Source organism: Salinibacterium amurskyense (assembly GCF_002797685.1).
GTDB classification, from domain to species: domain Bacteria; phylum Actinomycetota; class Actinomycetes; order Actinomycetales; family Microbacteriaceae; genus Rhodoglobus; species Rhodoglobus amurskyensis.
In genome coordinates this window covers 1,039,725-1,063,653 of the sequence record NZ_PGFH01000001.1, presented here as the reverse complement: position 1 = coordinate 1,063,653, position 23,929 = coordinate 1,039,725, and the positions used below count along the sequence as shown (strand labels likewise).

Annotated in this window: 21 protein-coding genes; 10 read left to right on the top strand and 11 right to left on the bottom strand. The window is 62.6% G+C overall.

Translation table 11 applies throughout. From position 1 onward, the window contains the following. Position 1: 1 nt before the first annotated feature. Positions 2 to 682 (bottom strand): MtrAB system response regulator MtrA, encoded by a 681-nt coding sequence (mtrA, locus tag CLV85_RS05020; protein ID WP_100388481.1) that lies wholly within the window; start codon positions 680 to 682, stop codon positions 2 to 4. 120 nt (positions 683 to 802) lie between these two features. Here mtrA and CLV85_RS05015 point away from each other — a divergent pair, with 120 nt between their 5' ends. The 5 genes from CLV85_RS05015 to CLV85_RS04995 are packed head-to-tail and all read left to right on the top strand — an operon-like array spanning position 803 to position 6,232. Further along, positions 803 to 2,038, top strand: coding sequence for a DUF7847 domain-containing protein (locus CLV85_RS05015; protein WP_229820312.1), 1,236 nt, complete (start codon positions 803 to 805; stop codon positions 2,036 to 2,038). Then, positions 2,035 to 2,733: a DUF4129 domain-containing protein gene (locus tag CLV85_RS05010; protein WP_100388480.1), complete on the top strand. Its 699-nt coding sequence runs from the start codon at positions 2,035 to 2,037 to the stop codon at positions 2,731 to 2,733. Before CLV85_RS05015 ends, CLV85_RS05010 begins: the two co-directional genes overlap by 4 nt. Next, positions 2,730 to 3,938 (top strand): DUF4350 domain-containing protein, encoded by a 1,209-nt coding sequence (locus CLV85_RS05005; RefSeq protein ID WP_100388479.1) that lies wholly within the window; start codon positions 2,730 to 2,732, stop codon positions 3,936 to 3,938. The genes CLV85_RS05010 and CLV85_RS05005 overlap by 4 nt, the downstream gene beginning before the upstream one ends. A gap of 42 nt (positions 3,939 to 3,980) precedes the next feature. Continuing rightward, the gene (locus tag CLV85_RS05000; RefSeq protein ID WP_100388478.1) at positions 3,981 to 4,937 is read left to right on the top strand and encodes an AAA family ATPase; all 957 of its coding nucleotides are present in this window, start codon (positions 3,981 to 3,983) and stop codon (positions 4,935 to 4,937) included. A 2-nt stretch (positions 4,938 to 4,939) separates the two neighbouring features. Then, positions 4,940 to 6,232: a DUF58 domain-containing protein gene (locus CLV85_RS04995; RefSeq protein ID WP_100388477.1), complete on the top strand. Its 1,293-nt coding sequence runs from the start codon at positions 4,940 to 4,942 to the stop codon at positions 6,230 to 6,232. Between the two features lie 33 nt (positions 6,233 to 6,265). On the opposite strand, the gene CLV85_RS04990 is transcribed toward CLV85_RS04995, so the two are convergent. Then, positions 6,266 to 7,261, bottom strand: a complete 996-nt coding sequence (locus CLV85_RS04990; protein ID WP_100388476.1) for a stage II sporulation protein M — start codon at positions 7,259 to 7,261, stop codon at positions 6,266 to 6,268. A gap of 16 nt (positions 7,262 to 7,277) precedes the next feature. Here CLV85_RS04990 and CLV85_RS04985 point away from each other — a divergent pair, with 16 nt between their 5' ends. Then, positions 7,278 to 8,138 carry an RDD family protein gene (locus CLV85_RS04985; protein WP_100388475.1) on the top strand — a complete coding sequence of 287 codons (861 nt, stop codon included), beginning with the start codon at positions 7,278 to 7,280 and terminating at the stop codon, positions 8,136 to 8,138. Between the two features lie 109 nt (positions 8,139 to 8,247). Here the strand turns inward: CLV85_RS04985 and CLV85_RS04980 are convergent, their stop codons facing one another. Continuing rightward, positions 8,248 to 9,672 (bottom strand): phosphomannomutase/phosphoglucomutase, encoded by a 1,425-nt coding sequence (locus CLV85_RS04980; RefSeq protein WP_100388474.1) that lies wholly within the window; start codon positions 9,670 to 9,672, stop codon positions 8,248 to 8,250. Next, a complete protein-coding gene (locus CLV85_RS04975) occupies positions 9,659 to 9,874 on the bottom strand; it encodes a DUF3499 family protein (RefSeq protein ID WP_100388473.1) in 216 nt (71 codons plus the stop codon). Before CLV85_RS04975 ends, CLV85_RS04980 begins: the two co-directional genes overlap by 14 nt. A gap of 63 nt (positions 9,875 to 9,937) precedes the next feature. Here CLV85_RS04975 and CLV85_RS04970 point away from each other — a divergent pair, with 63 nt between their 5' ends. Next, positions 9,938 to 10,381: a metallopeptidase family protein gene (locus tag CLV85_RS04970; protein WP_100388472.1), complete on the top strand. Its 444-nt coding sequence runs from the start codon at positions 9,938 to 9,940 to the stop codon at positions 10,379 to 10,381. A 19-nt stretch (positions 10,382 to 10,400) separates the two neighbouring features. On the opposite strand, the gene CLV85_RS04965 is transcribed toward CLV85_RS04970, so the two are convergent. From CLV85_RS04965 to manA, 7 genes are all read right to left on the bottom strand, one after another. After that, the gene (locus CLV85_RS04965) at positions 10,401 to 12,029 is read right to left on the bottom strand and encodes a DUF5719 family protein (RefSeq protein ID WP_100388471.1); all 1,629 of its coding nucleotides are present in this window, start codon (positions 12,027 to 12,029) and stop codon (positions 10,401 to 10,403) included. Next, the gene (locus CLV85_RS04960) at positions 12,026 to 14,836 is read right to left on the bottom strand and encodes a glycosyltransferase family 2 protein (protein ID WP_100388470.1); all 2,811 of its coding nucleotides are present in this window, start codon (positions 14,834 to 14,836) and stop codon (positions 12,026 to 12,028) included. Before CLV85_RS04960 ends, CLV85_RS04965 begins: the two co-directional genes overlap by 4 nt. A gap of 137 nt (positions 14,837 to 14,973) precedes the next feature. Then, positions 14,974 to 15,300 (bottom strand): WhiB family transcriptional regulator, encoded by a 327-nt coding sequence (locus CLV85_RS04955; protein ID WP_100388469.1) that lies wholly within the window; start codon positions 15,298 to 15,300, stop codon positions 14,974 to 14,976. Between the two features lie 140 nt (positions 15,301 to 15,440). Continuing rightward, positions 15,441 to 16,388 carry a GDP-mannose 4,6-dehydratase gene (locus CLV85_RS04950; protein WP_100388468.1) on the bottom strand — a complete coding sequence of 316 codons (948 nt, stop codon included), beginning with the start codon at positions 16,386 to 16,388 and terminating at the stop codon, positions 15,441 to 15,443. Next, a complete protein-coding gene (locus CLV85_RS04945) occupies positions 16,388 to 17,374 on the bottom strand; it encodes a GDP-mannose 4,6-dehydratase (protein WP_100388467.1) in 987 nt (328 codons plus the stop codon). The genes CLV85_RS04950 and CLV85_RS04945 overlap by 1 nt, the downstream gene beginning before the upstream one ends. 114 nt (positions 17,375 to 17,488) lie before the next feature. Continuing rightward, positions 17,489 to 18,757 carry an oligosaccharide flippase family protein gene (locus CLV85_RS04940; protein ID WP_100388466.1) on the bottom strand — a complete coding sequence of 423 codons (1,269 nt, stop codon included), beginning with the start codon at positions 18,755 to 18,757 and terminating at the stop codon, positions 17,489 to 17,491. A 10-nt stretch (positions 18,758 to 18,767) separates the two neighbouring features. Further along, a complete protein-coding gene (manA, locus tag CLV85_RS04935; protein ID WP_100388465.1) occupies positions 18,768 to 19,952 on the bottom strand; it encodes a mannose-6-phosphate isomerase, class I in 1,185 nt (394 codons plus the stop codon). Between the two features lie 108 nt (positions 19,953 to 20,060). On the opposite strand from manA, the gene CLV85_RS04930 reads away from it, so the two are divergent. Genes CLV85_RS04930 through CLV85_RS04920 form a run of 3 tightly spaced genes read left to right on the top strand, consistent with a single transcriptional unit; the run spans position 20,061 to position 23,902 of the window. After that, positions 20,061 to 21,245, top strand: coding sequence for an acyl-CoA dehydrogenase family protein (locus tag CLV85_RS04930; protein ID WP_100388464.1), 1,185 nt, complete (start codon positions 20,061 to 20,063; stop codon positions 21,243 to 21,245). A 30-nt stretch (positions 21,246 to 21,275) separates the two neighbouring features. After that, positions 21,276 to 22,604 (top strand): O-antigen ligase family protein, encoded by a 1,329-nt coding sequence (locus CLV85_RS04925; protein ID WP_100388463.1) that lies wholly within the window; start codon positions 21,276 to 21,278, stop codon positions 22,602 to 22,604. Then, on the top strand, positions 22,601 to 23,902 hold the full coding sequence (locus CLV85_RS04920) for an O-antigen ligase family protein (RefSeq protein ID WP_100388462.1): 1,302 nt from the start codon (positions 22,601 to 22,603) through the stop codon (positions 23,900 to 23,902). Before CLV85_RS04925 ends, CLV85_RS04920 begins: the two co-directional genes overlap by 4 nt. The last annotated feature ends 27 nt before the right edge of the window (positions 23,903 to 23,929 follow it).

The window sequence follows — 23,929 nt, the reverse complement described above, 5'->3', positions numbered from 1 at the left end:
CCTACGCGGTGGCGCCAGCGCGGTAACCAACACCGCGAACCGTCATCACGATCTTCGGGTTGTCGGGATCTTCTTCAACCTTGGCGCGCAAACGCTGAACGTGAACGTTCACCAGACGAGTGTCTGCCTTGTAGTGGTAGCCCCAGACCTGCTCCAGCAGCATTTCACGCGTGAATACCTGTTCGGGCTTCATCGCGAGCGCCAGCAAGAGCTCGAACTCGAGCGGAGTCAGATTGATTTTGGTATCGCCACGGCGCACCTCATGGCCCGTGACATCCAATTCAAGGTCGCCGACGGTGAGCGTGCCGGTGGCAGCATCGCTCGCGGGGCGCAGTCGGGTGCGTACACGCGCCACGAGCTCCTTGGGATTGAAGGGCTTGACCACGTAGTCGTCAGCCCCGCTCTCGAGACCCTTCACGACATCCGCCGTGTCGCTCTTAGCCGTGAGCATGATGATCGGCACACCGGACTCCTCGCGAATGCGGGAGCAAATCTCGATTCCATCCATGCCGGGCAGCATGAGGTCGAGCAGCACCAAATCGGGCGCGGCCGACTTGAAGGCGTCGTACGCTAGGGCGCCGTCTTGGCAGAAAAATGGTTCGTAACCTTCAGTGCGTAGAACGATTCCGATCATTTCTGCCAGGGCAGTATCGTCATCGACTACAAGAATTCGCGGGTTCACTGGTCCTCGATACTTTCTAGCTCTCGGGCTAACAGAGTGAGAAGCTTTCGCACAAGAGTAGTCGAGTGTGAAAACATGAGGGCGATTGAATTTTCGCAGTTGCCTAATCAAGGATGAAACGTGAGCGATAACAGCCCCTGGCAGTCACCCGACAGCAGTAGTGCCGATGGTGCCCAGCCGCTCGCTCCGCCCAGCGCCTCGTCAGCGTATGGCACCGGCGCCGCACCCGCTATCGCCCCTGTAGCGCCGGGAACTCCGGGCGCTCCCTCGCAGTACACTACGCCCACCCCTGGCTGGACCCCGCCGCCCAAGCCGGGCCTCATTCCGCTGCACCCGCTCGGTCTGGGCACGATCCTCGGGGCATCGCTGATGGTATTGCGCCGTAATCCGCGCCCCACCTTCGGTCTTTCTCTTCTCATCATGAGCTTGGTCACCGTTGGCTCCTTGGTGCTCGTCGGAATCGTTAGCTTTGCGTCTGCCGAACGCGCCTTGAGCGCGACCGAAGCGGATGCCGCCACCATCGAGGCCGGCACTACCGCCGGTCTTATCCTCTCGGCCCTCTTTGCCGTGGCCCTCTCTCTCGTTGGCGGAGCGATTCTCCAAGGAATCATCTCGCTCGAAGTCGCGCGCGGAACTGTGGGAGAACGCCTTCGCGTTCGCGGTCTCTGGAATGCCGCGAAGGGCCGGCTTGGAGCCCTCATCGGGTGGTCAGCGCTCGTCATGATTGCCGTGATTGTGGGAATTGCGGTCGTTGCCGGAGTCTCCGTGCTGCTGTTCGCCCTGGGAGACACCGCCGGAATCGTCTTTGGTGTGCTCACGATGATCGCTGGCTTTCTCGTTGCACTCTTCCTCGCCGCATGGCTCGGGACTTTCTTCGCCTTCGTTCCGAGCGCGCTCATGATCGAGCGCTTGCCCCTCAGGCTCGCTATTAGCCGCTCGTGGTCGCTGGTTCGCGGCAATTTCTGGCGCACCTTCGGAATCCTGCTTCTCATCCTCGTGATTGTGAACGTCGTGTCGAGCGTCGTCACGACCCCCCTGAGCGTGCTCGGTGGGCTCGGAGCGGGGCTACTCAACCCCACGGGCAACGAAGAAGCGGGCTTTGTCGCGTTCCTCGTGATCTACATCGTGACCATTGTGTTGTCGGTCGTCATCGGCGCCGTCACGATTGTTATTCAGTCGGCCGCCCCCGCGCTGCTGTACATCGATATGCGAATGCGCAAAGAAGGTTTCGACCTCGAACTTGCTCGCTTCGTCGAGGCACGTAACGCCGGCGACCACTCGGTTCCCGACCCCTACCTCACCCTCAACAGCACGCCGAGCCGTGCACAGCCCGCTGTGCCGAACGCCGCTTCATGACGCTAACGCTTGTCGCAGCCTCCGTGGCTGCAGCACTCACGCCCCGTGCTGCCCCCGCGATATTTAGCGAAGTGCCGGTAGATCCTGATTCGGAAGAAGCGACCCGCTTACTCATCGAGGAGCTCTCCAAAGCTCCCTACCAAGCCGCCAAGCCCACCCTCTTTGACCGAGCATCGAAAGCGTTCAGTGATTGGCTCGCCAGTCTCACCATCGGCGACGGTAACGGAATCCCCACCATCGTCTCTATCGTCCTTCTCGCCCTCGTTGCCGTCGCAATTATCGCGGCGATCATCGTTTACGGAGTGCCGCGCCTCAACCGTAAGAGCCAGCATCACGACATCCTGTTTGGCGAAGCCGACTACCGAACCGCCGCTCAATTGCGAGAAGCTGCGGAGCAGGCGGCCACCCGCGAGGATTACGCCGCCGCCATTGCGGATATGTTCCGTTCGATCGCCCGCGGCCTCTCAGAACGCACCCTGGTGAACATGACTCCCGGCACAACGGGTCACGGCTTTGCAACGCGAGCTTCACGAGTTTTGCCCGAGCTTGCGACCGAGCTTGTTGCGAGCGCCGACACTTTCGACCGCGTGCGCTACATGCGTAAGCCCGCCACTCGCGAAGAATACGAACAACTGCGTGCGCTGGAATCACGCGTACGTGCGGCTAAGCCCGATCTCGCCGAGGCAACGCTGTGAGCGAGACCCGAACCGCACAAGAGGCCAGTTCAGAAGTAACGGTGCTCACTCCCCGCCTGGGCACCACCACGCGACGAGCTCTATTTTGGGTTGCCGCCGCGATCGTACTGGTGGTTGTGGCTGTCGTTACTCTCAACCTCGCTGGCAACGCCGTCGAAGGTCCGCCGCTCGACCCCACAAGCCCTTACGAAGCGGGTTCTCAAGCCGTTGCAGAGGTACTGCGCGATCAGGGTGTCGACGTGATCGTCACGACCACCCTCGACGAGACTCGCGCCGCACTAGTGTCCCCCGACGACAGCACCCTCATCTTCACTAATTTCGAGGGCTATCTGACCGAGAGCCAAGTGGCGGATGCTGCAGGGCTAGCCAGCACCGTCATTGTCGCTGAACCCGTGCTCAACGAACTTCTTGAGATCGCTCCCGAAGTCGCCCAAGCAGGCGCTTCTTCAGATTCGGTGAGTGCCGGATGCTCTGCCCCCTCGTCGTCGACTGCTCCTCAGATCACGGCTGGCCCCAGTAGCTATCGCGTGATCGAGCCAAGCTCCGCCATCACGGCGTGTTACGGAAATGACGATGATGGTTACGGCCTCATCGTCCTTGACCGCGGCGACAGCGAACTACGCATCCTCGGAGCGACAGATGCGCTTTCCAATGGCGGAATCACGGCCGCCGACAACGCTGCCTTCGCTTTGCGCCTGCTCGGGGAGAACGACACTCTTGTCTGGTACACGCCGAGCTTTCTCGACATCCAAGGCGATGGCGGTACCGCCACCCTCGACGAACTCGCCCCCGGTTGGGTACTGCCCGCTACGTGGTTGTTCGTTCTCACTCTTCTCGTCGGTGCGCTCTGGCGTGGCCGTCGTTTCGGCCCGCTCGTGATCGAGAAGCTCCCGGTGACGGTGCGATCCAGCGAAACGATGCAGGGGCGCGCGCGACTTTACGCTCAGTCCACAGCGCGACTCCATACGCTGGATTCGTTGCGCATCGGAACCATCGGCAGGATCGCTGGACTGTGCGGATTGCCGAGCACGGCATCCGTCGACGATGTGATCAACCGCATCTCCCCGCTCGTCGGGCAGCCCCTCGCCTCGCTCCGACACTTGCTAGTCGACGCCGAGCCTGCCTCGGACAACGAGCTCATCACCCTGTCGGATGAACTGCTCGCACTCGAAGATCGCGTGCGCACGATCATCCGCCCCGCCTAACCGCTTAGCCCCACCAAGCCAGAGATAGAGAAGAATCGAGATATGACTGACGAGCAACTGCGGCACGCATTCACCGGGCTGCGCACAGAAGTAGGCAAGGCCGTGGTGGGCCAAGATGCGGCTGTCACCGGCCTCACGATTGCGCTGCTGACGGGTGGCCATGTGCTGCTCGAGGGCGTTCCGGGTGTTGCGAAGACACTGTTGGTTCGCACGCTGAGCCGGGCGCTTCAGCTCGACACCAAGCGCGTGCAGTTCACGCCAGACCTTATGCCTGGCGACGTGACCGGTTCGCTCGTCTACGACTCCAAGTCGGGCGAGTTCGAGTTTCGCGAAGGCCCCGTCTTCACAAACATTTTGCTCGCGGATGAAATCAACCGCACCCCACCAAAGACTCAGTCTTCGCTGCTCGAAGCGATGGAGGAGCGTCAGGTTTCCGTTGACGGCCAGTCGTTGAAACTGCCGGTGCCGTTCATGGTTGCCGCGACGATGAACCCTATCGAATACGAAGGAACGTACACGCTTCCCGAGGCTCAGCTCGACCGCTTCCTCCTCAAGCTCGTGCTCGACCTGCCCGAGCGCGACACCGAGATCGAAGTACTCACGCGTCACGCCGCTGGCTTCAACCCGCGTGATCTCGCCGCAGCCGGGGTTACGCCCGTTCTCGATGCGTCAATGCTGGCGGCCGCTCAGGCTGCTGTCGCGAAGGTGGGAGCAAGCCCCGATGTGGTTGCTTACGCCGTTGACCTTGCGCGCGCTACCCGCCAAAGCCCGTCCGTCAAGCTCGGCGTGAGCCCGCGTGGTGCGATCGCCCTTATCGGTGCAGCGAAGGCGTGGGCCTGGCTGACCGGTGCGGACTCCATCACGCCCGACCACATCCAGAGCATGGTGCTGCCGGTACTTCGCCACCGTATTCAGTTGCGCCCCGAAGCTGAACTCGAAGGAGTGTCGGCCGACGTCATTCTGCGATCGATCGTGCAGCAAGTGCAGGTTCCGATCTAACAATGGCAATTTCTGGATGGTTCGTTGCTCTCGTGGCGCTCGGCATCGTGCCGATCGTCATCACGGGTGCGCCCATCGTGTTCGTCTATTGGGTGTTTTTTGTGGTGCTGCTGGGCACGTTGGACTTGATCTTGGCTGTGTCGGTGCGTGCTCTGCGCTTCGAGCGCACCTCGCCCGATCGCGTGCGCCTTGGCGAGACCACCAGCTCGGCGTTACGAGTAACGAACCCCACCCGCCGCCGACTGCGCGCGATCGTGCGAGACGGCTGGCAACCATCCGCCGGCGCTCACGCTAACCGCGTGCCGCTCTCGGTCCCCGCTGGCGAGCGCCGCGAACTGACCACGGTGCTCACTCCCCTGCGTCGTGGAACCAGAGAAGCCGCACACGTCACACTGCGTTCTTATGGCCCGCTGCGACTGATCGCCCGACAGACCACGGTGAGCGTTCCGAGCAGCTTCACGGTGCTCCCTCCGTTCAACTCGCGCAAACACCTCCCCTCCCGACTCGCCCGACTTCGTGAACTCGATGGCGCGACGAGTGTCATGATCCGCGGCCAAGGTACCGAATTCGACAGCCTGCGGGACTACGTGCGCGGCGACGACGTGCGCTCGATCGACTGGCGCGCCACCGCTCGCCGTTCCGAACTTGTTGTTCGCACGTGGCGGCCCGAGCGTGACCGCCGCGTCGTCATCGTCGTTGACAGCGGCCGCACTTCTGCGGCACGGATCGAAGACGAACCCCGCATCGACACCGCCTTCGAGTCTGCGCTGCTGCTGGCGGCTCTAGCCTCGAGTGCCGGCGACCACGTGGATTTCATGATCTACGACCGCCGCGTTCGCGCCCGCGTTCAGGGCGCCACTGGCCCCGACCTGCTGTCGAAGATGGTCAACAGCATGGCGCCCGTTCAGCCCGAACTCATCGAAATGGACTGGAACGCTGTGCCGAACCTTGTACGGCAGGCCACGACCCAGCGCGCGCTCGTCGTGATTGCCACCACCGCGGAATCCCCCGGGGCCACCCACGGCTTGCTCGCAATGCTGCCGCAACTCACGGCAAAGCACACTGTCGTTGTGGCCTCTGTCACCGACCCGTCGATTGTGGATGCCACGCTCGATCGTTCCTCACGCGACGCCGTTTATCTCGCTGGAGCTGCCGAGCGCGCCCTGCTCGATCAGTCACGAGTGGCTAATGCGATCAACCAACTCGGAGCCTCCGTGGTCTCTCGACGCCCTGCAGATCTGCCGCTCGCCCTTGCCGACCACTACATCGCGTTGAAGGCAGCTGGAAAGCTCTAGACGCGCCCTGGGTGCGTCGCGAGAACCGTATCGCTAGTGGGCGACGATATGGGTCGCGCCCGCGTCGAACTCGCTCAGGTCGCCAGAGTTGCCGGCACGAACGCTGCGCCCACCGAGAATCCACTGGTAAGCCAAGAAGCCACCGAGCGCGACCGTGCCGATACCGATCTTGATTACCCAGGGCCAGTCTTGGCGCGTGACGTATCCCTCGATAACGCCTGAGACTAAGAGCGCGAGGATGATGCCGATGACAATAGTGAAGAGCGCCCGACCGTTCTCGGCCAGGGCCTGAGCGCGCGTACGCGCCCCCGGAGCGACCCAGGACCAGAAGATCATCATTCCGGCCGCGCCAGCAACGAAGATCGCGTAGAGCTCAAGCTGGCCATGCGGGGCGATGTAGAGAAAGAAGACGTCGAGGCGATCGAACTCGTTCATGATCGCGGCGGTGAAGCCCAGCTGTTGAGCAGTGTTGAAGAGCAGATAGGGCACGTAGACGCCGACGATGCCGAAGGCAATCTCTTGAGCCGCGATCCACGCATTGTTAGTCCAGACGAAGCCAGTGAAGGAACCACCCGAGTACTCCGAGTAGTAGCCCACGAAGTCGTCTTGAGCCAGAGCTTCGCGTTCCGCCGGAGTGCCGAAATTAGCCAGCAGCTGCGGGTTCGAAATTGCCCACCAGGCAAAGAGGAACCCGATAAAGAAGGTTGCCCCGGCGAGCACCAGCGACATCCACCGCACGCGGTAGAGCGCGGCCGGTAACTGCGCGATGAAGAATTGCGGCAACTGGCTGAAGAGATTGGCGGCGGCGCCCGTGAAGCGGAGCCGAGCGCGGCTGAGCGTCAACGACAGACGATCGGCTTGGACCGACTGCCCCATGCTCGTCTTCATGGCTGAGAGATGAGTTGCCCCCGACTGATAGAGATCAATCAATTCATCGGATTCTGCCCCGGAAAGTCGGCGCTGAGACCCCAATTGGGCAAGGCGATCCCAGTCTTCGCGATGCGCGGCTGAGTAAGAGTCGAGATCCATCTGCTTAAATGATGTCATGCCGAGCCCACAAACGACCAACACCTTCGCGTATGGGGACGAACCCGATGAACTCATCACCGGAGAAGCCGTTGCTCTAGAGCTGCGCTCGGCCAGTTTTGTGCTTCGTGCCGCCGGATCGATCATTGACTTTCTCGTCTACGGCGCGGCCCTCATCGGGCTTCTCATCGGTGCGTTTTCCTTCGCCACCGCGGCCGGGCTCGACCAGGCAATCGGCACCGCCCTGACCGTGGCCGCTACCGTGATCTGCTTAGTGGTGATCCCCACCGCCGTCGAAACCTTGAGCCACGGCAAGTCGCTCGGCAAGCTTGCGATCGGAGCCCGCATTGTTCGCAACGATGGCGGCGCGATCGGCTTTCGGCATGCGTTCATCCGCGCCCTGCTCGGGGTAATGGAAATCTTCATGACCGCGGGAGGCTTAGCCGCTGTGGTCGCGCTGCTCAACACTCGCGCCCAACGCCTGGGCGACCTCGTGGCCGGTACCTACAGCCAGTACGAGCGCGTCACCAAGTTCGCGAACCCCGTGGTGCAACTTCCCGGTCAATTGACCGAATGGGCGCGCACCGCCGACGTTGCCAAGATGCCGGATGCTCTCGCGCGCCGCATTTCACACTTTCTAGTTGCCGCCCCCGGCTACACCCCGCTGACGCGCCAACAGCACGCTCTGTCGTTGGCCAACGAAGCAGCCGCCTACGTTTCGCCGCTGCCGCACGTGGAACCCGAGGTGCTGTTGTCGGCCGTGAGCGCCGTGCGTCGTGAGCGCGAGAATGCAGCGCTGGCGAGCGAGAAGGCGCGGCTCGACGTACTCGAGCCCGCTCTCACGAGCGTGCCGCGCGGGTTCCCCCGCAACCGCGCCTAGGCCGGAAGCAGTTGGCGGTCAGCAGTTACCGGTCGGCGGTCACCTGTTGGCTCCAGCCGTCGGGTGTCTCGTGTGCGGCTGACACGCGTCACGCGTGACGGCGCCGTCCCTACGCTCGAATAATCGCGAGAGCCCGGTCGCGCACTGCGTCGAGCACTTCTTGTGACCCCGCCTCGGCGTTGAGACGCAGAAGCGGCTCCGTGTTCGAGGGACGAACGTTGAACCACCAAAATGATTCGCCTTCGGCAGTACGACCGGTAACCGTAAGGCCATCCAAGTCGTCAAAGTCGGCTTCCGCTTCGAAGGCTGCACGAATGCGAGCGGTGGCGGCGGGAACGTCGTCCACCACCGAATTGATCTCGCCGCTGGCTACGTAGGGCGAGAAGCGAGCCGAGAGCACCGAGAGGGGCTCTGGCTGCGAACCGAATTCGGCAAGCAAATGCATGGCGGCGAGCATCCCGTTGTCGGCACCCCAGAAATCGCGGAAGTAGTAGTGCGCCGAGTGTTCACCGCCAAAGATCGCGCCCGTAGCCGCCATCTGGTCTTTGATGAGTGAATGCCCGACGTGGGTGCGCACCGGGATCGCTCCCGCGGCCTCGATCGTTTCGGCAACGATGCGCGACGTGATCAGGTTGTGGATGACGTGGATGTCGCCCTCCGGCTGCGAAGCCCGCACGCGCTGAATTTCCCGCAGCGCCACGACCGCAGCGACCGCACTGGGACTCATCGGATTACCCTGCTCGTCAACTACGAAGCAGCGGTCAGCATCGCCGTCGAAGGCCAGTCCGAGGTCAGCGCCGTGGTCGAGCACAGCCTTCTGAAGATCGACAATGTTGGCGGGGTCGAGTGGGTTCGCTTCGTGGTTGGGGAACGTACCGTCGAGTTCGAAATACATGGGGATGATCTCGATGGGCAGTTCGGGGAGCCCCGCCGCTGTGGAGAGCACGGCGGGCACTGTCATGCCGCCCATGCCGTTACCGGCATCTACGACGACGCGGATCGGGCGAATGGTGCTGAGGTCAACGAGTTCACGCAAGTACCCGGCGTAGTCACTGAGCACGTCGAGTTCGCGCTGGGCCCCGACGGCGTCGACGGCAGGGATGCCCTCCGCCAAATAATTCTGAGCCCGGTCGCGAATCGCCTTAAGCCCGGTCGCGAAGCTGATGCCCTGCGCTCCCGCCCGGCTGAACTTGATGCCGTTGTAGGTGGCCGGGTTGTGGCTCGCCGTGAACATGGCGGCGGGTGCAGTGAGGGATCCGGAGGCGAAATAGGTTTCGTCAGTTGAGCAGAGTCCAATGAGAACGACGTTGCCCCCGCGAGCGCGCGCACCGGCCGAGAATGCGGCGGCGAAACGGGGTGAAGAGTCGCGCATGTCGTGGCCGACGATGACCTCGTGGCCCGCGGCATCCACTTCGTCAACAAAAGCAGCACCGAGCGCTTCGACTACCTCGTCAGTGAGCTGGGTTCCCACAAGGCCACGAACGTCATATGCCTTGATGAAAGGGGCGAGATCGATGGGGTTAGCTTTGCTCATGCCCCAAAACTACATGGCGAACGACCTGCCACCCCTGAGGCACGGAGAGTCGTTCGGCATGGCGAGCGCACAGGTCGTAGGTGTGCGGTTCAGCGCTGTAGCTCAGCGGCCCTAAAACAGCCATTGAGTCGGCGTAAACATAGGTCAAGGTGGCGACTGCTTCGGAGTTGCAGGCGACCTTGCTGCACGGGCGCTGATTCATTGTGAGCCCTAGCCTACGACTGTGCGCCCACAGTTGGGCAACCAGCGGCCGTAGAATGAGCCCGTGGCTAGATCATCGAAGCGGGAGTCGACGCGCTCTGTGCGGGGAAACTGGCGCGACCGACACGGGCGCGGCATCCGTGCTGCCGTCACTGGACCGCACTTGCCATTGCTCAGCAGCCGCAACGGAAACTTCGAGATGACTGTGGCCTCAGCCGCCCAGTTTCTCAAAGAAATGTGGCCGGATGAACTCGCAGAGGCACGCTTTGAGATCGGCCTGATGCCGGCCAGCAGCCCCGAAGGTTCCAAGGTTGAACGCTGGCATGTGGTGCCCGCCGAGAAGCGCATCATTCTCTACCGCTTGCCGATCGAGCGGATGGCGCGGTTGCATCGCGACGACGAACTGCACAAGCGGATGCTCATTGAGAGTTGCGTCTTTCGTGCCGTTGCCGAATACATCGGCAAAGACCCGTGGGAGCTAGCGCCCGATCGGTTCCGACACTTCTAGGGCCTGACCCCGGTGCTCGCTACGGAAAGACCGTCAACGGCGACGAACCCGGCGTTTGCGGGTCGATCGAATAGGCCGACAGGAAACCGTCCCCCGCCTGCGTCACGCTGACAAACACGCGGCTGCTGTGCACCAGCGTGAGCGTCTCGCCGTTCGGCACCGGAACCCGCAATGTCGCGCCCGCCTCGATCGTGTACTCGTTGGCAGCCTGATCGTCCGCGGCCTCGTCGTTGGCAGAGCCATCGGCGACGGTATCGCCGGCGGCAACAAGGCTCACGACGACGTCGGTGTCACCCGGGTTCACGACGTTGAGTACGGCATCCAACCCTGACGCAACCGTGAATTGGGTGTCTTCCGTGAGCGCGGGGCTCGCCGTGAACCACGCGAAGTCAGTGGCAGAGATTCCCCCACCAGAAGCGATCACAGCCGACGTTGTGCGAGCTGCCGCCACGACGGGTTCGTCCGATTCGATCTGCACAGAGTACGCGCCCGTTTCGAGCTCTTCGATCGGGATGTCGGTGACAACTCCCGCGCTCACATCGCGAGTGAATCTGATCGGGTCTCGCTCGGTATCGGCGGGGGTGAGAGTGAAAGAAAGGGTGGTCGATTCTTCGCCAGGAAGGAAAACACGAATGGCCGCGATCACGTCATCGGTCTGAGTCGCCGTTCCGCGCAAAGCCTGAATCGCCTCGAGGTTCGTCACGACCATGCCGGGGAGGAATACTGAGCGCGCTGGCGGCTGAGTGGCACCGATAATCTCGACACCACCCGCGTCGAGCCCACGCACGATCGACTGCTGCAGCTCGGCGGTGATCTGGCCACCACTGCTCGTCACGTGAACCACGGGCGAACTAATACCGGGGGCGAATCCAGCCAACGACAGCACGCGCTGCCCGTTCGGCGGCACGACGATTCCGCCGGTGCCTGCCGCAGAGACGACGCCGCGTTCGTCGAAGATTTCGAGATCCACCGTCGAGGCAACCTCGGTGGGGTTCGTCAACGAGATGAGCGTCGTGCGGCCCGTTGTCGTTGCTCCGCCCACGAGCCAGCTATCGCCGCCGACCGCCCGGCAGGCTGCCGAGGCGAAACCGACGTAGTCGCCAACCGCGACAGATTGGGATTGGGCACCGCTGAGCAGTACGTCAAGGTCAGGAGATTGCGCATCCGGAGCCGCACTCAGCACGAGAGGCTCGGCCACCGACTCCCCCGGCTGAGCATCGGAGGCACTGATGCGAGACTGTTCGACCGCTCCGGTACTCGACGAGAAACGAGTAACGGCCTGGCCGAGCGTGAAGACGGTGGATGCCGCAGCGCCCGATTCATCAGAGAGCCTCAAGAGCGGCCCTGGGCAGGTCAATTGCTGGGCGGTGGGTACGGGGACCACGAGCTCGCTCGGCGGCGTCGCGGTGGACGACGGCAGCTCGACGAAGGTCGAACCAAGAACAGCTGCGGCAGCGATACCGATGCCGAGTACTCCACCAACAACGCGGGCACCGATGGCGGCGGCAGCTTTGGCGGACACCGGGCGACGCGTGCTCGACTCGGGTTCTGGGGCTCCGGTGAGTTCGTGGTCGTCGTCGAATTCGGCGCCGGTGGGCTCGACTGGCAACGCGGCGGCCTCGTCGGGAGTAAGTTCGTTGTCGCTCATTCGTTCGCCTCAATCACGGTGACGGCGCTCTCGGCTTTGGCCGCCTTCAGGCGACGACGGCGAGTAGTCGGTATGGCCAGCAAGAGGGTGAGACCGAAAATGAGTCCCTGCCCGGCAAGCACGATCTGGCCCCAACGCGTTTCGGTATTGCTCGCGCCGACGGGAATTTCTTTTTCTCGCAGGTCGGGATAGTGCCACAGGTAGCCCTGAGCAGTGTCACCGATGGGGTTGAGGAGACTGTTGCCATCGAGAGCTTCGATGATGCGTTGACGTGTCTCGGAGGCGTCTGCGTTCGTCGCCGGAGTGAGCACGACGAAGGCGACCTGCAGGTCGTTCAACTCGCGAGCAATTTCGTAGCCGCTGCGCGAGGCAATGTTTCCCGCGAGCGTGGCGTTGCGAACCTCAGCGTCGGAAAGTTCGGTGTTGGTGGCAGCGAGCGTCGACTGCTCGTCGAGTCCAGAGCCCCGGCCGCGATGCAGATCGACGGAGATCGTGGAGTCAGATGTGACGGTGAGCTGCAGCGTGCCGAGGCCATCGCGCTGGGTTGATTCTGCGGCGACGAACGCGGGCAAGAGCCGGCCGTTGCTTGCCTCCACGGCGGTCATGCCCGACGCAAGCGACCACAGAGGCGCGGCGGAGAGGCCCAAGATGCCGAGTAGAGCCACGACTGCGGGCAAGGTGGCGTGGCGGTCGAGACTGTCAATTGCGACCGTCACTGCTCCGCTCAGGCCGAGCCAGTACAGGCTGAGGCCGGGGGCCGCCCAGATGCCGACTACTGATTCACCCGAGGCGCTGACCGCGACGTGCGTTGCCGCTACCGCCGTCACGAATCCCAACAACGCGAGGGCGAGCGAGGGAACCGCGCGACGGGTACCGGGAACGAAAAGGCTCATGAGTGCGAGCGCCGCGAACGGAGCGAGCATGAGCGCCACGAGAAGCGGGCCGTAGCGATCGTTGAGACCGAGGGCTGCGAGCAGGGAGCTCCAGCCGTTAGAACCGGGCACCACGCTGCCGATTGCGAGCTGCCAGCCGGCCGAGGCCTCGCGTGCAACAGGAACTCCGGGATCCGCAAAGATCGCCCAGAAGTTGCCGCGAGCCCATTGCTGAATCACCAGCGGGGTAAAGAGCGCGGCCGCCGGAATCACGATCCACAGCAGGCGGTGAGTTGCCTTGGGGCGCACGACAATCCACGCGACCATCGCAATCACAAGAGCAGGAATCAGGCTCGGCGCAGACGCTGCGATCGCCGCGAAGAGAAGAGCGGCCAGTGCCGCCATCGCCCAGTTGTGGGCGGCTCGGAGCACCGTGAGCACAAGCCACGGCAAAAGAATATGGGCGAGCACGGCTCCCAGTTGACCTTCGCCGAGGGAGACCAAGAAACTGGGCGCGACGGTCCACGCGGCAGCCGCGATCGTGGGCGCCCAGGTACGTTCAGAAATGGATGCCGCACACAACCAGGCCGCCAGCGCCGCTAACGGCAACGCGACGAGATAGAGCAACACAATGCTGAACGACGGATTCCAGAACGTCAGCGAGCCGAGCACGGCGAGCACAACCGCGAAGGGATCGGCGGCGACAACCTGCTGAGCAAGGTCATTCCAGCCATACCCAACGTGCTGCCACAGCTCAGAAACCGTGGTGGAGAGCGGGAGCAGTGCGCCACCGCTCAGTGCAGCGGCATCCACAAAGCGAGAGAACGCGAGCATTCCGAGGATGCCGGCCAGCAGCACCGTCCACGCTCCGCCGTTACTGAAGAACTTGGGCCTCGCCACCTCGAACGCCGCATCGGGCGAGTCACCGTGGCGCTCGTGCGCACGCATTTCGCGCAGCTCAGCCCACGACATCCGCAATGGATCGACAGCGGCAAAACCCAGTCGCTTATTGCGTCGGAGGTTTCGCCGGGCGGCGACCACTCCCCCATCAAAGATGGCGGCGAAGGCGGCAGCAAACTCACCAGCAACGGCTGTCGGTCGCTTGGCAACGAGGTGGCCCAGCGACCGCAGGATCGCGAGCGGCAGCAGCGTGAGCCAGTGCAGCGGAACGGTAAACCCGGGAGCGTAGACGAGACGACGGTGCAACTGGGCGAAGCGCTGCACACGATTGTGCGCTGCGGCCGAGACCGAGCGCTTACCGAAGAGTTCGGGGCCACCAGAACTGGCGACCCGAGCATCCGCGACAGCAACGACGCGGTGGCCAGCCAAGCGAGCACGAACACAGAAATCGAGAGCGGCATCGACCGAGGTCAGCTTGGGGTCGAAACCCCCCAGCGCCGCCCACACCTGTCGACGAACAAGCATGCCTGCGCCGGCAACGCCGAGAGTGTCGGTCTGCACATCGTGCTGGGCCTGGTCGAGCTCATCATTGACGAGTCCAACGGAGCGGCCGAGCGGGGTGAGCGTCTCACCAAAATTCGAGATAACAGACGGGTTGTCCCAGCGCACCAGCTTGGGGCCAGCAACCGCCACCGACGGCGCGATCTCAACCGCGCCAAGCAGAGCGCTTAACGCGTGAGGGTCTGGCGCACTGTCGTGAGCAAGCAGCCACAACCATTCGTTTTCGGATGCCTGTGGTGCGGCCGTCTGCAGCGCAGACGAAATCGCGCCACCAAAAGTTCGCTGCCCGTGAGCATCCGCGATCTGAGCGGGAGCGGACTCTGCCATGATCGCGAGTGAATTGTCACTCGAATCAGCGTCGACCGCGATCACCGAATCGGGTCGCCGAGTTTGCGCCGCGATAGCGGCAAGGGTGCGTGGCAAATACTTCGCACCGTTGCGGGCGACTAGTACTGCGGTGACTCTCGGCTGCATTTGTTTGAGACTATGCGCCGTGAGTGTTCTTCTGCATCCGACGCGCTGCAGAGCGGCGAGTCTGAGAGCCGCCCCAATACGGGGTCAGAGGCTTCATGCGGGCACTCCCTGAGCGCACGGTGAAACGGGAAGAAGAATTAACCCGCGCGCTTGCGAAGTTTGCGACGTTCGCGCTCGGAGAGACCGCCCCAGATTCCGAAACGCTCATCGTTTTCGAGAGCGTATTCGAGGCACTGGCTGCGTACTTCACACGAGGAGCAAATCTTCTTGGCATCGCGAGTGGAGCCGCCCTTTTCAGGGAAGAAGGCTTCGGGGTCGGTCTGAGCACAGAGCGAGTCTGTTTGCCAGGAGAGTGCGTTGTCATCCTCATCAGCGAGAGGTTGGCGAACTCCGGGAACCCCGAGTCGGACGGGGTCAACAAACCAGTCGTCGGGAACTCCCGCGCGGTAACCGCTGTTGCCCATCTGGTCTATCTCCCCTCCGCTTTCAATGCGTTGCATCAAATCGCGTTACATAATTACACCGGTGTAGTTCCCGAGAGTCAAGTCGCAGATCATAATTGCCTCGACTAAGACTTAAGGGTTATGGCGCGCCGTGACTTAAATTAAGTCAGCAAAGCAAGATCGTGATCGACCATTGCCGCCACGATTTCATCAAATTCCACCGTCGGTGTCCAACCTAGGATCTGCTGAGCCTTGCTCGCATCCCCCCGTTGTAGGGCAGCATCCCCTGTTCGCAGCAGAGAATCCGCCACCGTGACACGGTCTGCCCAATCCTCGACGCCCGCGCGCTCGAAAGCCGCGGCCACAAAGTCACGGACAGAATGCGAGATTCCTGTTGCGATCACAAAATCGTCGGCATCCGGATGCTGCGCTGCTCGAACGAGCGCATCGGCGTAGTCCGGGGCCCAGCCCCAATCGCGGCGCGCATCCATGTTTCCGAGTTCGAGTGTGTCTTGAAGACCGCGAGAGATCCGTGCGGCTGCCGCTGTGATCTTTCGCGTGACGAAAGTCTCCGGGCGACGCGGAGACTCGTGGTTGTACAAAATCAATGATGAGGCTGCCACGCCCGCTGTGCGGTACGCACCGACGAGACCGTGCGCGTAGGCCTTCGCAGCCCCGTACGGGCTCGTAGGGCGCACTGGAGTGCCCTCATGCTGCGGTGAGTCGGTGGGCGTGCCAAAGATTTCGGCACTCGACGCTTGAACAAAGCGGATGTCGACGTCACCCTGATCGTGGATGGTCTTGACCGCCGCCAACATCTCCGCCACCACGGCGCCATTGAGTCGCGCGGTCAGCGTCGGATTTTGCCACGACTGGAACACGGAACTCAGCGCCGCCAGGTTGTAAATCTCTCGCGGCTGCAGTTCGGTGATCAGCCCGCCGATTGCGCTGTCGGTGCTCAAATCGAGTTCGTGAGCGATAACCCCCGGCGTCACAACTTCGCCGGCGTCGCGCGTGACACCGTGCACTTCGTAGCCCTGCGCGAGCAGAAGCTCAGCGAGGTAGGAACCGTCTTGACCGGTGACTCCGGTGATCAGTGCGCGCGTCATTACAGGCCGGCAAGCTCTTTCTGTTCACGGAGGTCGGCGTCGACCATCATTGTGACAAGTTCGGGGAACTTCACGCGAGGCTCCCACCCCAGCTTCTCTTTCGCTTTCGAGGCGTCGCCCACGAGCAGATCGACCTCGGCGGGGCGCATGAATTGCTCATCAAAGTCGACGTACGGAGTCCAATCATCGATTCCGACGGCAGCGAACGCATGATCAAGCAGAACCCGGATGCTCTGGGTCTCGCCCGTGGAGATGACATAGTCGTCAGGCTCATCCTGCTGCAGCATGAGCCACATTGCCTCGACGTAGTCGCCGGCGAAGCCCCAGTCCCGTTGAGCATCAATGTTGCCGAGCGTGAGCTTGTTTTGCAGTCCGAGGGAGATGCGGGCGACGGCACGCGTGACCTTACGCGTCACAAACTCTGGGCCGCGGCGAGGCGACTCATGGTTGAAGAGCACACCAGACGAAGCGTGCATCCCATACGACTCGCGGTAGTTGATCGTCATGTAGTGGCCGTACACCTTGGCAACGCCATACGGCGAGCGCGGCCACAGCAGAGTGTCTTCGTTCTGTGGAACGGTCTGCACCTTGCCGAACATCTCCGAACTGGATGCTTGGTAGAACCGCACCTGCTGGCCAGTGGCCGCCGTGTGCAAGCGCACGGCTTCGAGCGCGTTAAGCACTCCCATACCCGTAACCTCGCTCGTGAGGTGAGCGTTCTCCCACGAGTACGCGACGAACGAGATAGCACCGAGGTTGTAGAACTCGTCGGGCTTCGCCACGCTCAAGGCCCGCATAAGGCTCGAGAGGTCAGTGAGATCGCCGGTCAGGATGTGGACATCCGGGATGACGCGTTCCAGCAGCTCGCGCTTGGGATTGTTCTGGCCTCGCATGAGGCCGAAGACGGTGTAGCCCTTCGAGAGCAAAAGCTCAGCAAGGTAGAGCCCGTCTTGACCGGTGATTCCTGTAATGAATGCGCGCTTCATAGTTGTCTCTCTTGCTTGCGGTCGGTTCTGCCTAGGTTCCGAACCAACACGTCGGCCGAAGTAACGCTACTGGAACTTGTTCAGGCTCGCTGAGCCGCGAACCACTGCACGAGGCTACTGCTCGGTGGGCGCCGCATCCGGTCGCGTCGTTGCCACAAAGAAGCCGCCGGCCCGTACGCGCAATCGCCACACGAAGAGCGCCTGGGTGCAGACCGACACAGTCTCGCCGATCGCCAAGCCCCACGCGCCGCCCGCAGCGCCAAACGTCGAGCTCAACAGCAAGATCGCGGGAACGCCGACGGCAGCGGCGAGCAAGACACTCAGCATGAACTGGCGCCGCGCGCCCATTCCCACCAGAGTGATGCGACCGAGGGAGGTACCGAGAGCGATGCCCAAAGTGGCGACACCGAGCCCCAGCGCAGTGGCCTCATTGATGGCGACTTCTGCGCCGAAGAGCACTTCAGAAAGCCAGGGACCCAGCAGAGCAAACGCGGCAAGGCCCATGAGGCCGAGGCTTGCGTGAACGAGCAACGACTTGCGGATGCGGGCACCGAACTCCGCATCGCCCGCTTCGACCACCCAGCCCTGAAGCGCATTGCCGAGCGCCGATACGGAGTATTGACCGATGCGGTACAGCTTGTCGCCAGACACATAAGCGGCGGCTTGCGCGCTCGCCGCGGTGGATCCCACGAACGTGACGGCCAGGGAATTGTAGGCACCCCCGGCGACCTCGGTGGTGACCGCGGAACGGTTCGAACGGAACACTTCGCGAACCGCCCGAGCATCGCGACGCGTCAGCTCAGCAACCCCTGCCGTGCGCACCGCGAAGAGACCGACGCTCACCAGCGAGGCCAGCACGAGCAACACCGGGTACCACAGCACGTCGCCCGCATTCAGCACCACGACCGCGGCAATAACCGTCGCCACGATGCGCGGAGAAATCTCGTAAATAGCGATCAGGCTCGCTCGCCCGAGGCCGATCATGAACCACGCACTCGAGAGGCCCGTCAGCGTCATCGCAATAGCCATGACCGCGGCATCCACCCGATAGTCGCCCGGCGACACGAGGGCAGCAATCACCGCGGCGAGCAGCGCACTCGGCAACCAGACCAGCAGGCGGGCGTGCAAACTCGTCACGAGCAATCGTGGACGGATGCTCGGCTGCGCGAGAGCAATCAGCGGAGGACCAACAGTGTTGAAGCCGAGCGCAACAATCAACGCAAAGAACCCACCGCTGGACTGCCCCACTGCGATCGCGAGCCAGGCATCGGCACCCGCCACTCTCGCCAGAATCGGCAAGAAAAGGAACGGTGTAATCAGCGACAAAAATGGCAAGCCCGCAAAGCCGAGAATGCGTTTCGCGAAGCCTCCCCGTTCGGTCATGAAAGCAACACTATTGCGTTGCCGCCACAAACAACTGACCGGCGCCCCGGATGCTCAACGCACCCTCATCACTCGTGACAAAAATCGACTCGCCGCGCGACAGCGTTGCCGAGCGCTCTCCGTTCTGCACGGTGAACTCCCCCACCGTGCACAACACGATGGCCGCGCTACGAAGCTCAACGTTCGCGGCCTCGTGCACCTCCACCAACTGAAAGTCGCGCACTGGCGGCCGGAAGGCCCGGGTGCTCTCGTTGAGAGGCTCCGCCGAAAGGTACGGAACCGGACTCGCTGAGAAGTCGAGCACACTCAACAGCTCAGGCACATCCACGTGCTTGGGCGTGAGCCCGCCCCGCATCACGTTGTCGGATGACGCCATGAGTTCAATACCAAGACCCCGCAAGTAAGCGTGGATGTTTCCCGCCGGCAAGAACAGAGCCTCGCCCTTCGCCAGCGTGACGTGGTTGAGCATGAGCGAAATCAGCACTCCAGGATCACCGGCGTAGTAGCCGGCAAGCGTCCGAACAAGCGCGAACTCCTCGCTCGCGCTGTCGGCCTCGGCGAGCGCCGTGACGCGCTCCACGAGCTCCGGCACCGGCTGCGCGGCAGAAATGAGCCACTCGAACATCGCGCGCAGATCGGAATCAGCGCGAGCGAAAGCCAACCACTCGGCGAACAGGGCCGGCGTGGGGGTGCTGCTCGCGGCATCCAGTTCAGCTAGTTGTTCGATGGATGCCCGGGTCTGGGCCATGGCCCGAAAACCGCACAGCGCCTCAAAGGTGTCGCTGACCGCGAGAATGAGTTCTGGCTTGGCGGAGGCGTCTTTGTAGTTGCGGTTACTGGCCGTGAGCGGGACACCCGCAGCGTTCTCGCGCGCAAACCCCGCGGCGGCCTGCTCGGGCGTGGGGTGGGCTTGAAGCGACAGCGGCGCTCCAGCGGCCAGCACCTTGAGCAGGAAGGGAAGCCGATCGACTCCCGCCCCAAGAACTTGCTCGCTGTCGCGCTGAATCCACTCGTGCAGGTCGCTCGCTCCCGCGGTGCCGGAGGGGTCGAGGATGACGCTCGGGCTGCCCGGGTGCGCGCCCAGCCACAGCTCAGCCTCGGGCTTTCCCGTGGGAGGTGTGCCCAACAGAGTCGAGATTTCGCCAGCGGAGCCCCACGCGTAATCCCGTGGGGTATTAGTGATGCCTACAAACATTCAGTCAACTCTTCTCTCAGCGTTAGACCAAAGTACCAATCGTCTAGAAGCGACGTGTACTCACGCTTTAGGCTCACAATGATTTCGACAAGCAATGGAGCGACGACTATGTCATTTGAGACCCTCAGCAGCGACTTCTACGGCTACGAGAACGCCCTCACCGATCAGGAAAAAGAAACGATCGTGAAGCTGCGTGCGTTCCTCGACAAAGAGGTCCGCCCGATAGCCAACGACCTCTGGGCCAAAGCAGAATTCTTCAACCGCGACGTCGTCGTAAAGGGACTGGCCGACCTCGGGCTCTTCGGACTCCCCTGGGCCGAGACCCAGCACTTTAAGAACTCGGCCGTGTTCCGCGGTTGGGTTGCTCTCGAACTCGCCCGCGTGGATGCCAGCGCCGCCACGCTCGTCGGCATGCAGAACGGACTCGTCATGGGTTCGATCGGCGTCGCAGGCTCGCAAGAGCAGCGCGACGAGTGGCTGCCTAAGTTTGCCTCCGGCGAGCTGCTGGGTGCTTTTGGTCTCACCGAACCCCTCTCGGGCTCCGACACCGCTCAAGGCCTGCAGACTGTTGCCAAGCGCGATGGTGACAACTGGATCATCAACGGCGCCAAGCGTTGGATCGGTAACGGTTCCATCAGCGACGTCACGATTATTTGGGCGCGAGACGAAGAAGACAACCAGGTCAAGGGCTTCATCGTTCCGACCAGCACCCCCGGTTACTCCGCCACTCGCATCGAGAACAAGATGGCGCTGCGCATCGTGCAGAACGCGGACATCGTTCTCGAGAACGTTGTTGTTCCCGAAGCCAACCGCCTGCAGAAGTCGCAGTCGTTCCGCGAGACTGCTGCTGTGCTGCGCCTCACGCGCGCAGAGGTTGCCTGGGCCGCGGTGGGAAACTCCATCGGCGCCTACGAAGCCGCTGTTCAGTACGCCAATGACCGCATCCAGTTCGGCAAGCCCATCGGCAGCCACCAGCTCGTCCAAGAGCACCTCGCGAAGAGCCTCGGAAACATCACGGCCTCCATCGGCATGGTGACCCGTGTTTCCGAAATGCTCGACGAGGGTGTGCAAAAAGATGAGCACGCAGCACTCGCCAAGGAGTACACGACGAGCCGCATGCGCGAGACCGTGGCGTGGTGCCGCGAGCTCATGGGCGGCAACGGCATCGTTCTCGACTACGGCGTTATGCGGCACTTCGCCGACGCGGAAGCGATCTACTCCTACGAAGGAACTCGCGAGATGAACACGCTCATCGTGGGTCGTGCCATCACAGGCAAGGCTGCATTCGTCTAATCGTGCACTGCATTCGTCTAACCTTGCGTAATGCGACTGATTGAGCACCCCCGGGCGCGTACCTGGTTTCTCGTTCTGTCGCTTCTCGTACTTTTTGGCGGGGATGCGTGGCGCTACTCCGTAGGTTGGGTGGTGTGGGGCGTCGTTGCCGCGGCTATCGTCGCGGCCTCCGTGTTGATTCTGATTCAGTCTCGACACCGCTGGAGTATCGGCGGGCTTCCGTATCCCTTCGTCGTGTTCATGGTGCTCGCGACCGTGTCTCTCGCGTGGTCGCAGTATCCAGCAGCGAGCGCGCTCGGGCTAGTCACCACATGGATGACCGTGCTTGGTGCGTTGACGCTGGCGATCAGCTTCAGTTGGGCTGAGTTGCTCAACGGGCTGGCGCGAGTGGTCCGCATCCTGATCGCCGCGTCGCTCGTGTTCGAACTGGTCGTTGCGACGATTGTGCGCGGCCCGATCCTGCCGTGGACCGCGCAACCGGCCGTGGCGGTTCCCGGCTACGACACGGTGCCCAAGATGCTCTACTGGTCGCGCAACGAGCTCTTCGAGACCTTCGATGACGGCCGCATCCAAGGCATTGTCGGCAACGCCAATCACTTGGGCTTTCTGGCACTGCTGGGGCTCATCGCGTTTTCGATTCAGTGGGCTACCGGCGCAGCGGGAAAACGCTGGTCCATTATCTGGATCACGCTGGCCGCCCTCACCCTGTTCTTCACGCGCTCCGCGACGGTTACCGTAGCTCTGGTCGCCGTGGCTGTCACGATCGTCGGTCTGCTTCTCGTCCGGAGCCGTCGCACCGAACGGGCTCGCCGAGTCACGGCTATCGGAGTGGTTGCCGCCGCTGCTGTCGCTGGCGGTACCGCTTTCGTACTGCGCGACACCATCTTCGGCCTGCTCGGAAAAAGCGGCGACCTCACGGGGCGTGCCGAGATCTGGCAGATCGTTATCGGGCTCGCCGAGCAGCGTCCGGTCTTTGGCTGGGGCTGGATTAGTTTCTGGATGCCGTGGGTCGAACCGTTCAAAGATCGCGTCATCCGCAACGGTGTTGTGCAAGTGCAGGCCCACGACGCGTGGCTCGACGTCTGGCTACAGCTCGGCCTCGTCGGGGTCTTTGTCTTCGCCGCGTTCGTACTCTCAACCCTGCTTCGTGCCTGGTTTGCCGCCACCGACCAGCCCCAGACTCACTCTCGCGAGCGTGAACCCTATTCGGCGCTCTCGCTGCTGCCCATCGCACTGATGGTGGCACTGGTGGTGCAGAGCATCCCCGAAAGCCGACTTTTGGGCGAGTATGGTCTTGCACTGCTCGTTATTATCGCGGTGAAAACCAAACGGCCTGATTGGATGGTGCGCTCATCATGATCCAGCCACCCCCGCGCTACCGCGTGGCGATCGACATTGGCGCTGCCATTCTCGGCTCTCCGCGTTTCTCTTCCGTTCTCGCGACCGCCACCGTTGCGGTAGCGCTGTGCTCGTTTGCCCTTCGCCAGATCATCGGCGAGGCGGGATTGCTGGCGATTCTGTTGAGTCTTGTCGTTCTCGTCGCGGGCTCCCTCGCCGCGCAGTGGGCCAACATTGGCTGGCGCGCCCTCGTGCCGATCTCGCTGATGGCGTTCACGCTATGGACGTGGCTCTCCGTGGTGTGGAGCCAGTACACCCTCGAGTCCTTCGCCGCCGTGAACTACCTCCTAGTGTTCACGGTTCTCGGAATCTATATCGCGCTCGTTCGCGACACCATCCAAATCGTTCGAGCCTTCGGCGACGTCATGAGGTTCGTGCTCGTGATTTCGATCGGTCTTGAGATCTTGACCGGGCTGGTTTTCGACACGTCGCTCAAAGCGCTCTCCATCGCCGGCAATTTGGGAACGACCGATCCCATTCAAGGAATCTTCGGCGCACGAAACCAGCTCGGCATCATCGCTGTTATCGCGCTCATTACCTTCGCCACTGAACTGCGCACCCGATCAGTCGAGCGCGGCCTCTCGATCGGTTCGATCGTGCTCGGCAGCCTCGTGCTGGTGCTCTCGCAGTCCCCCTTGGCCTTCGGCACCGCGCTCGTGATCCTCGCCGCCAGTGCGGCTCTCTATGCCCTCCGTCGGGTGCCATCGGGGCGCCGACGCTATTGGCAGTTCGTTCTCATCGGATTTGTGGCAACAGTTGCCGTGATCAGCTGGCTGTCGCGCGTCGCGATTGTCGCGTGGTTCGACGCGAGTGGCGATCTCACCTATCGACTCCGCGTCTGGCGGCAACTGTGGGATCTCGGGGAGGTTCACCGTCTCGAAGGCTGGGGCTGGATCGGTCCGTGGAACGACGAAGTGGCACCGTTCACCGCCTTCGGAAACTTCGGCGGTCGCGTTCCCGACTCAGCGCACAACGCCTACCTCGACGTCTGGTTCCAACTCGGCCTCGTCGGCTTCCTGATCTTCGTCGGTCTCCTGGGCTTGGCTTTCATGCGCTCGTGGCTGCTCGCTTCACGCCGTCGCAGCATCGTGTTCGCGTGGCCCGCCCTGGTGCTGCTCGCGCTCATCGTCAGTGCTTTCGCCGAGAGCTCGCTACTGATCGAGTTCGGCTGGCTCACCTTCGTCGTGTGCTGCGTCAAGGCCGCTCGCGAGCTCAGCTGGCGAAACGCCCTCGACACGAAGCCGCAAGCACTGAGTTAGGAACGCTGCGCGAGCGCTTGTGCGCTG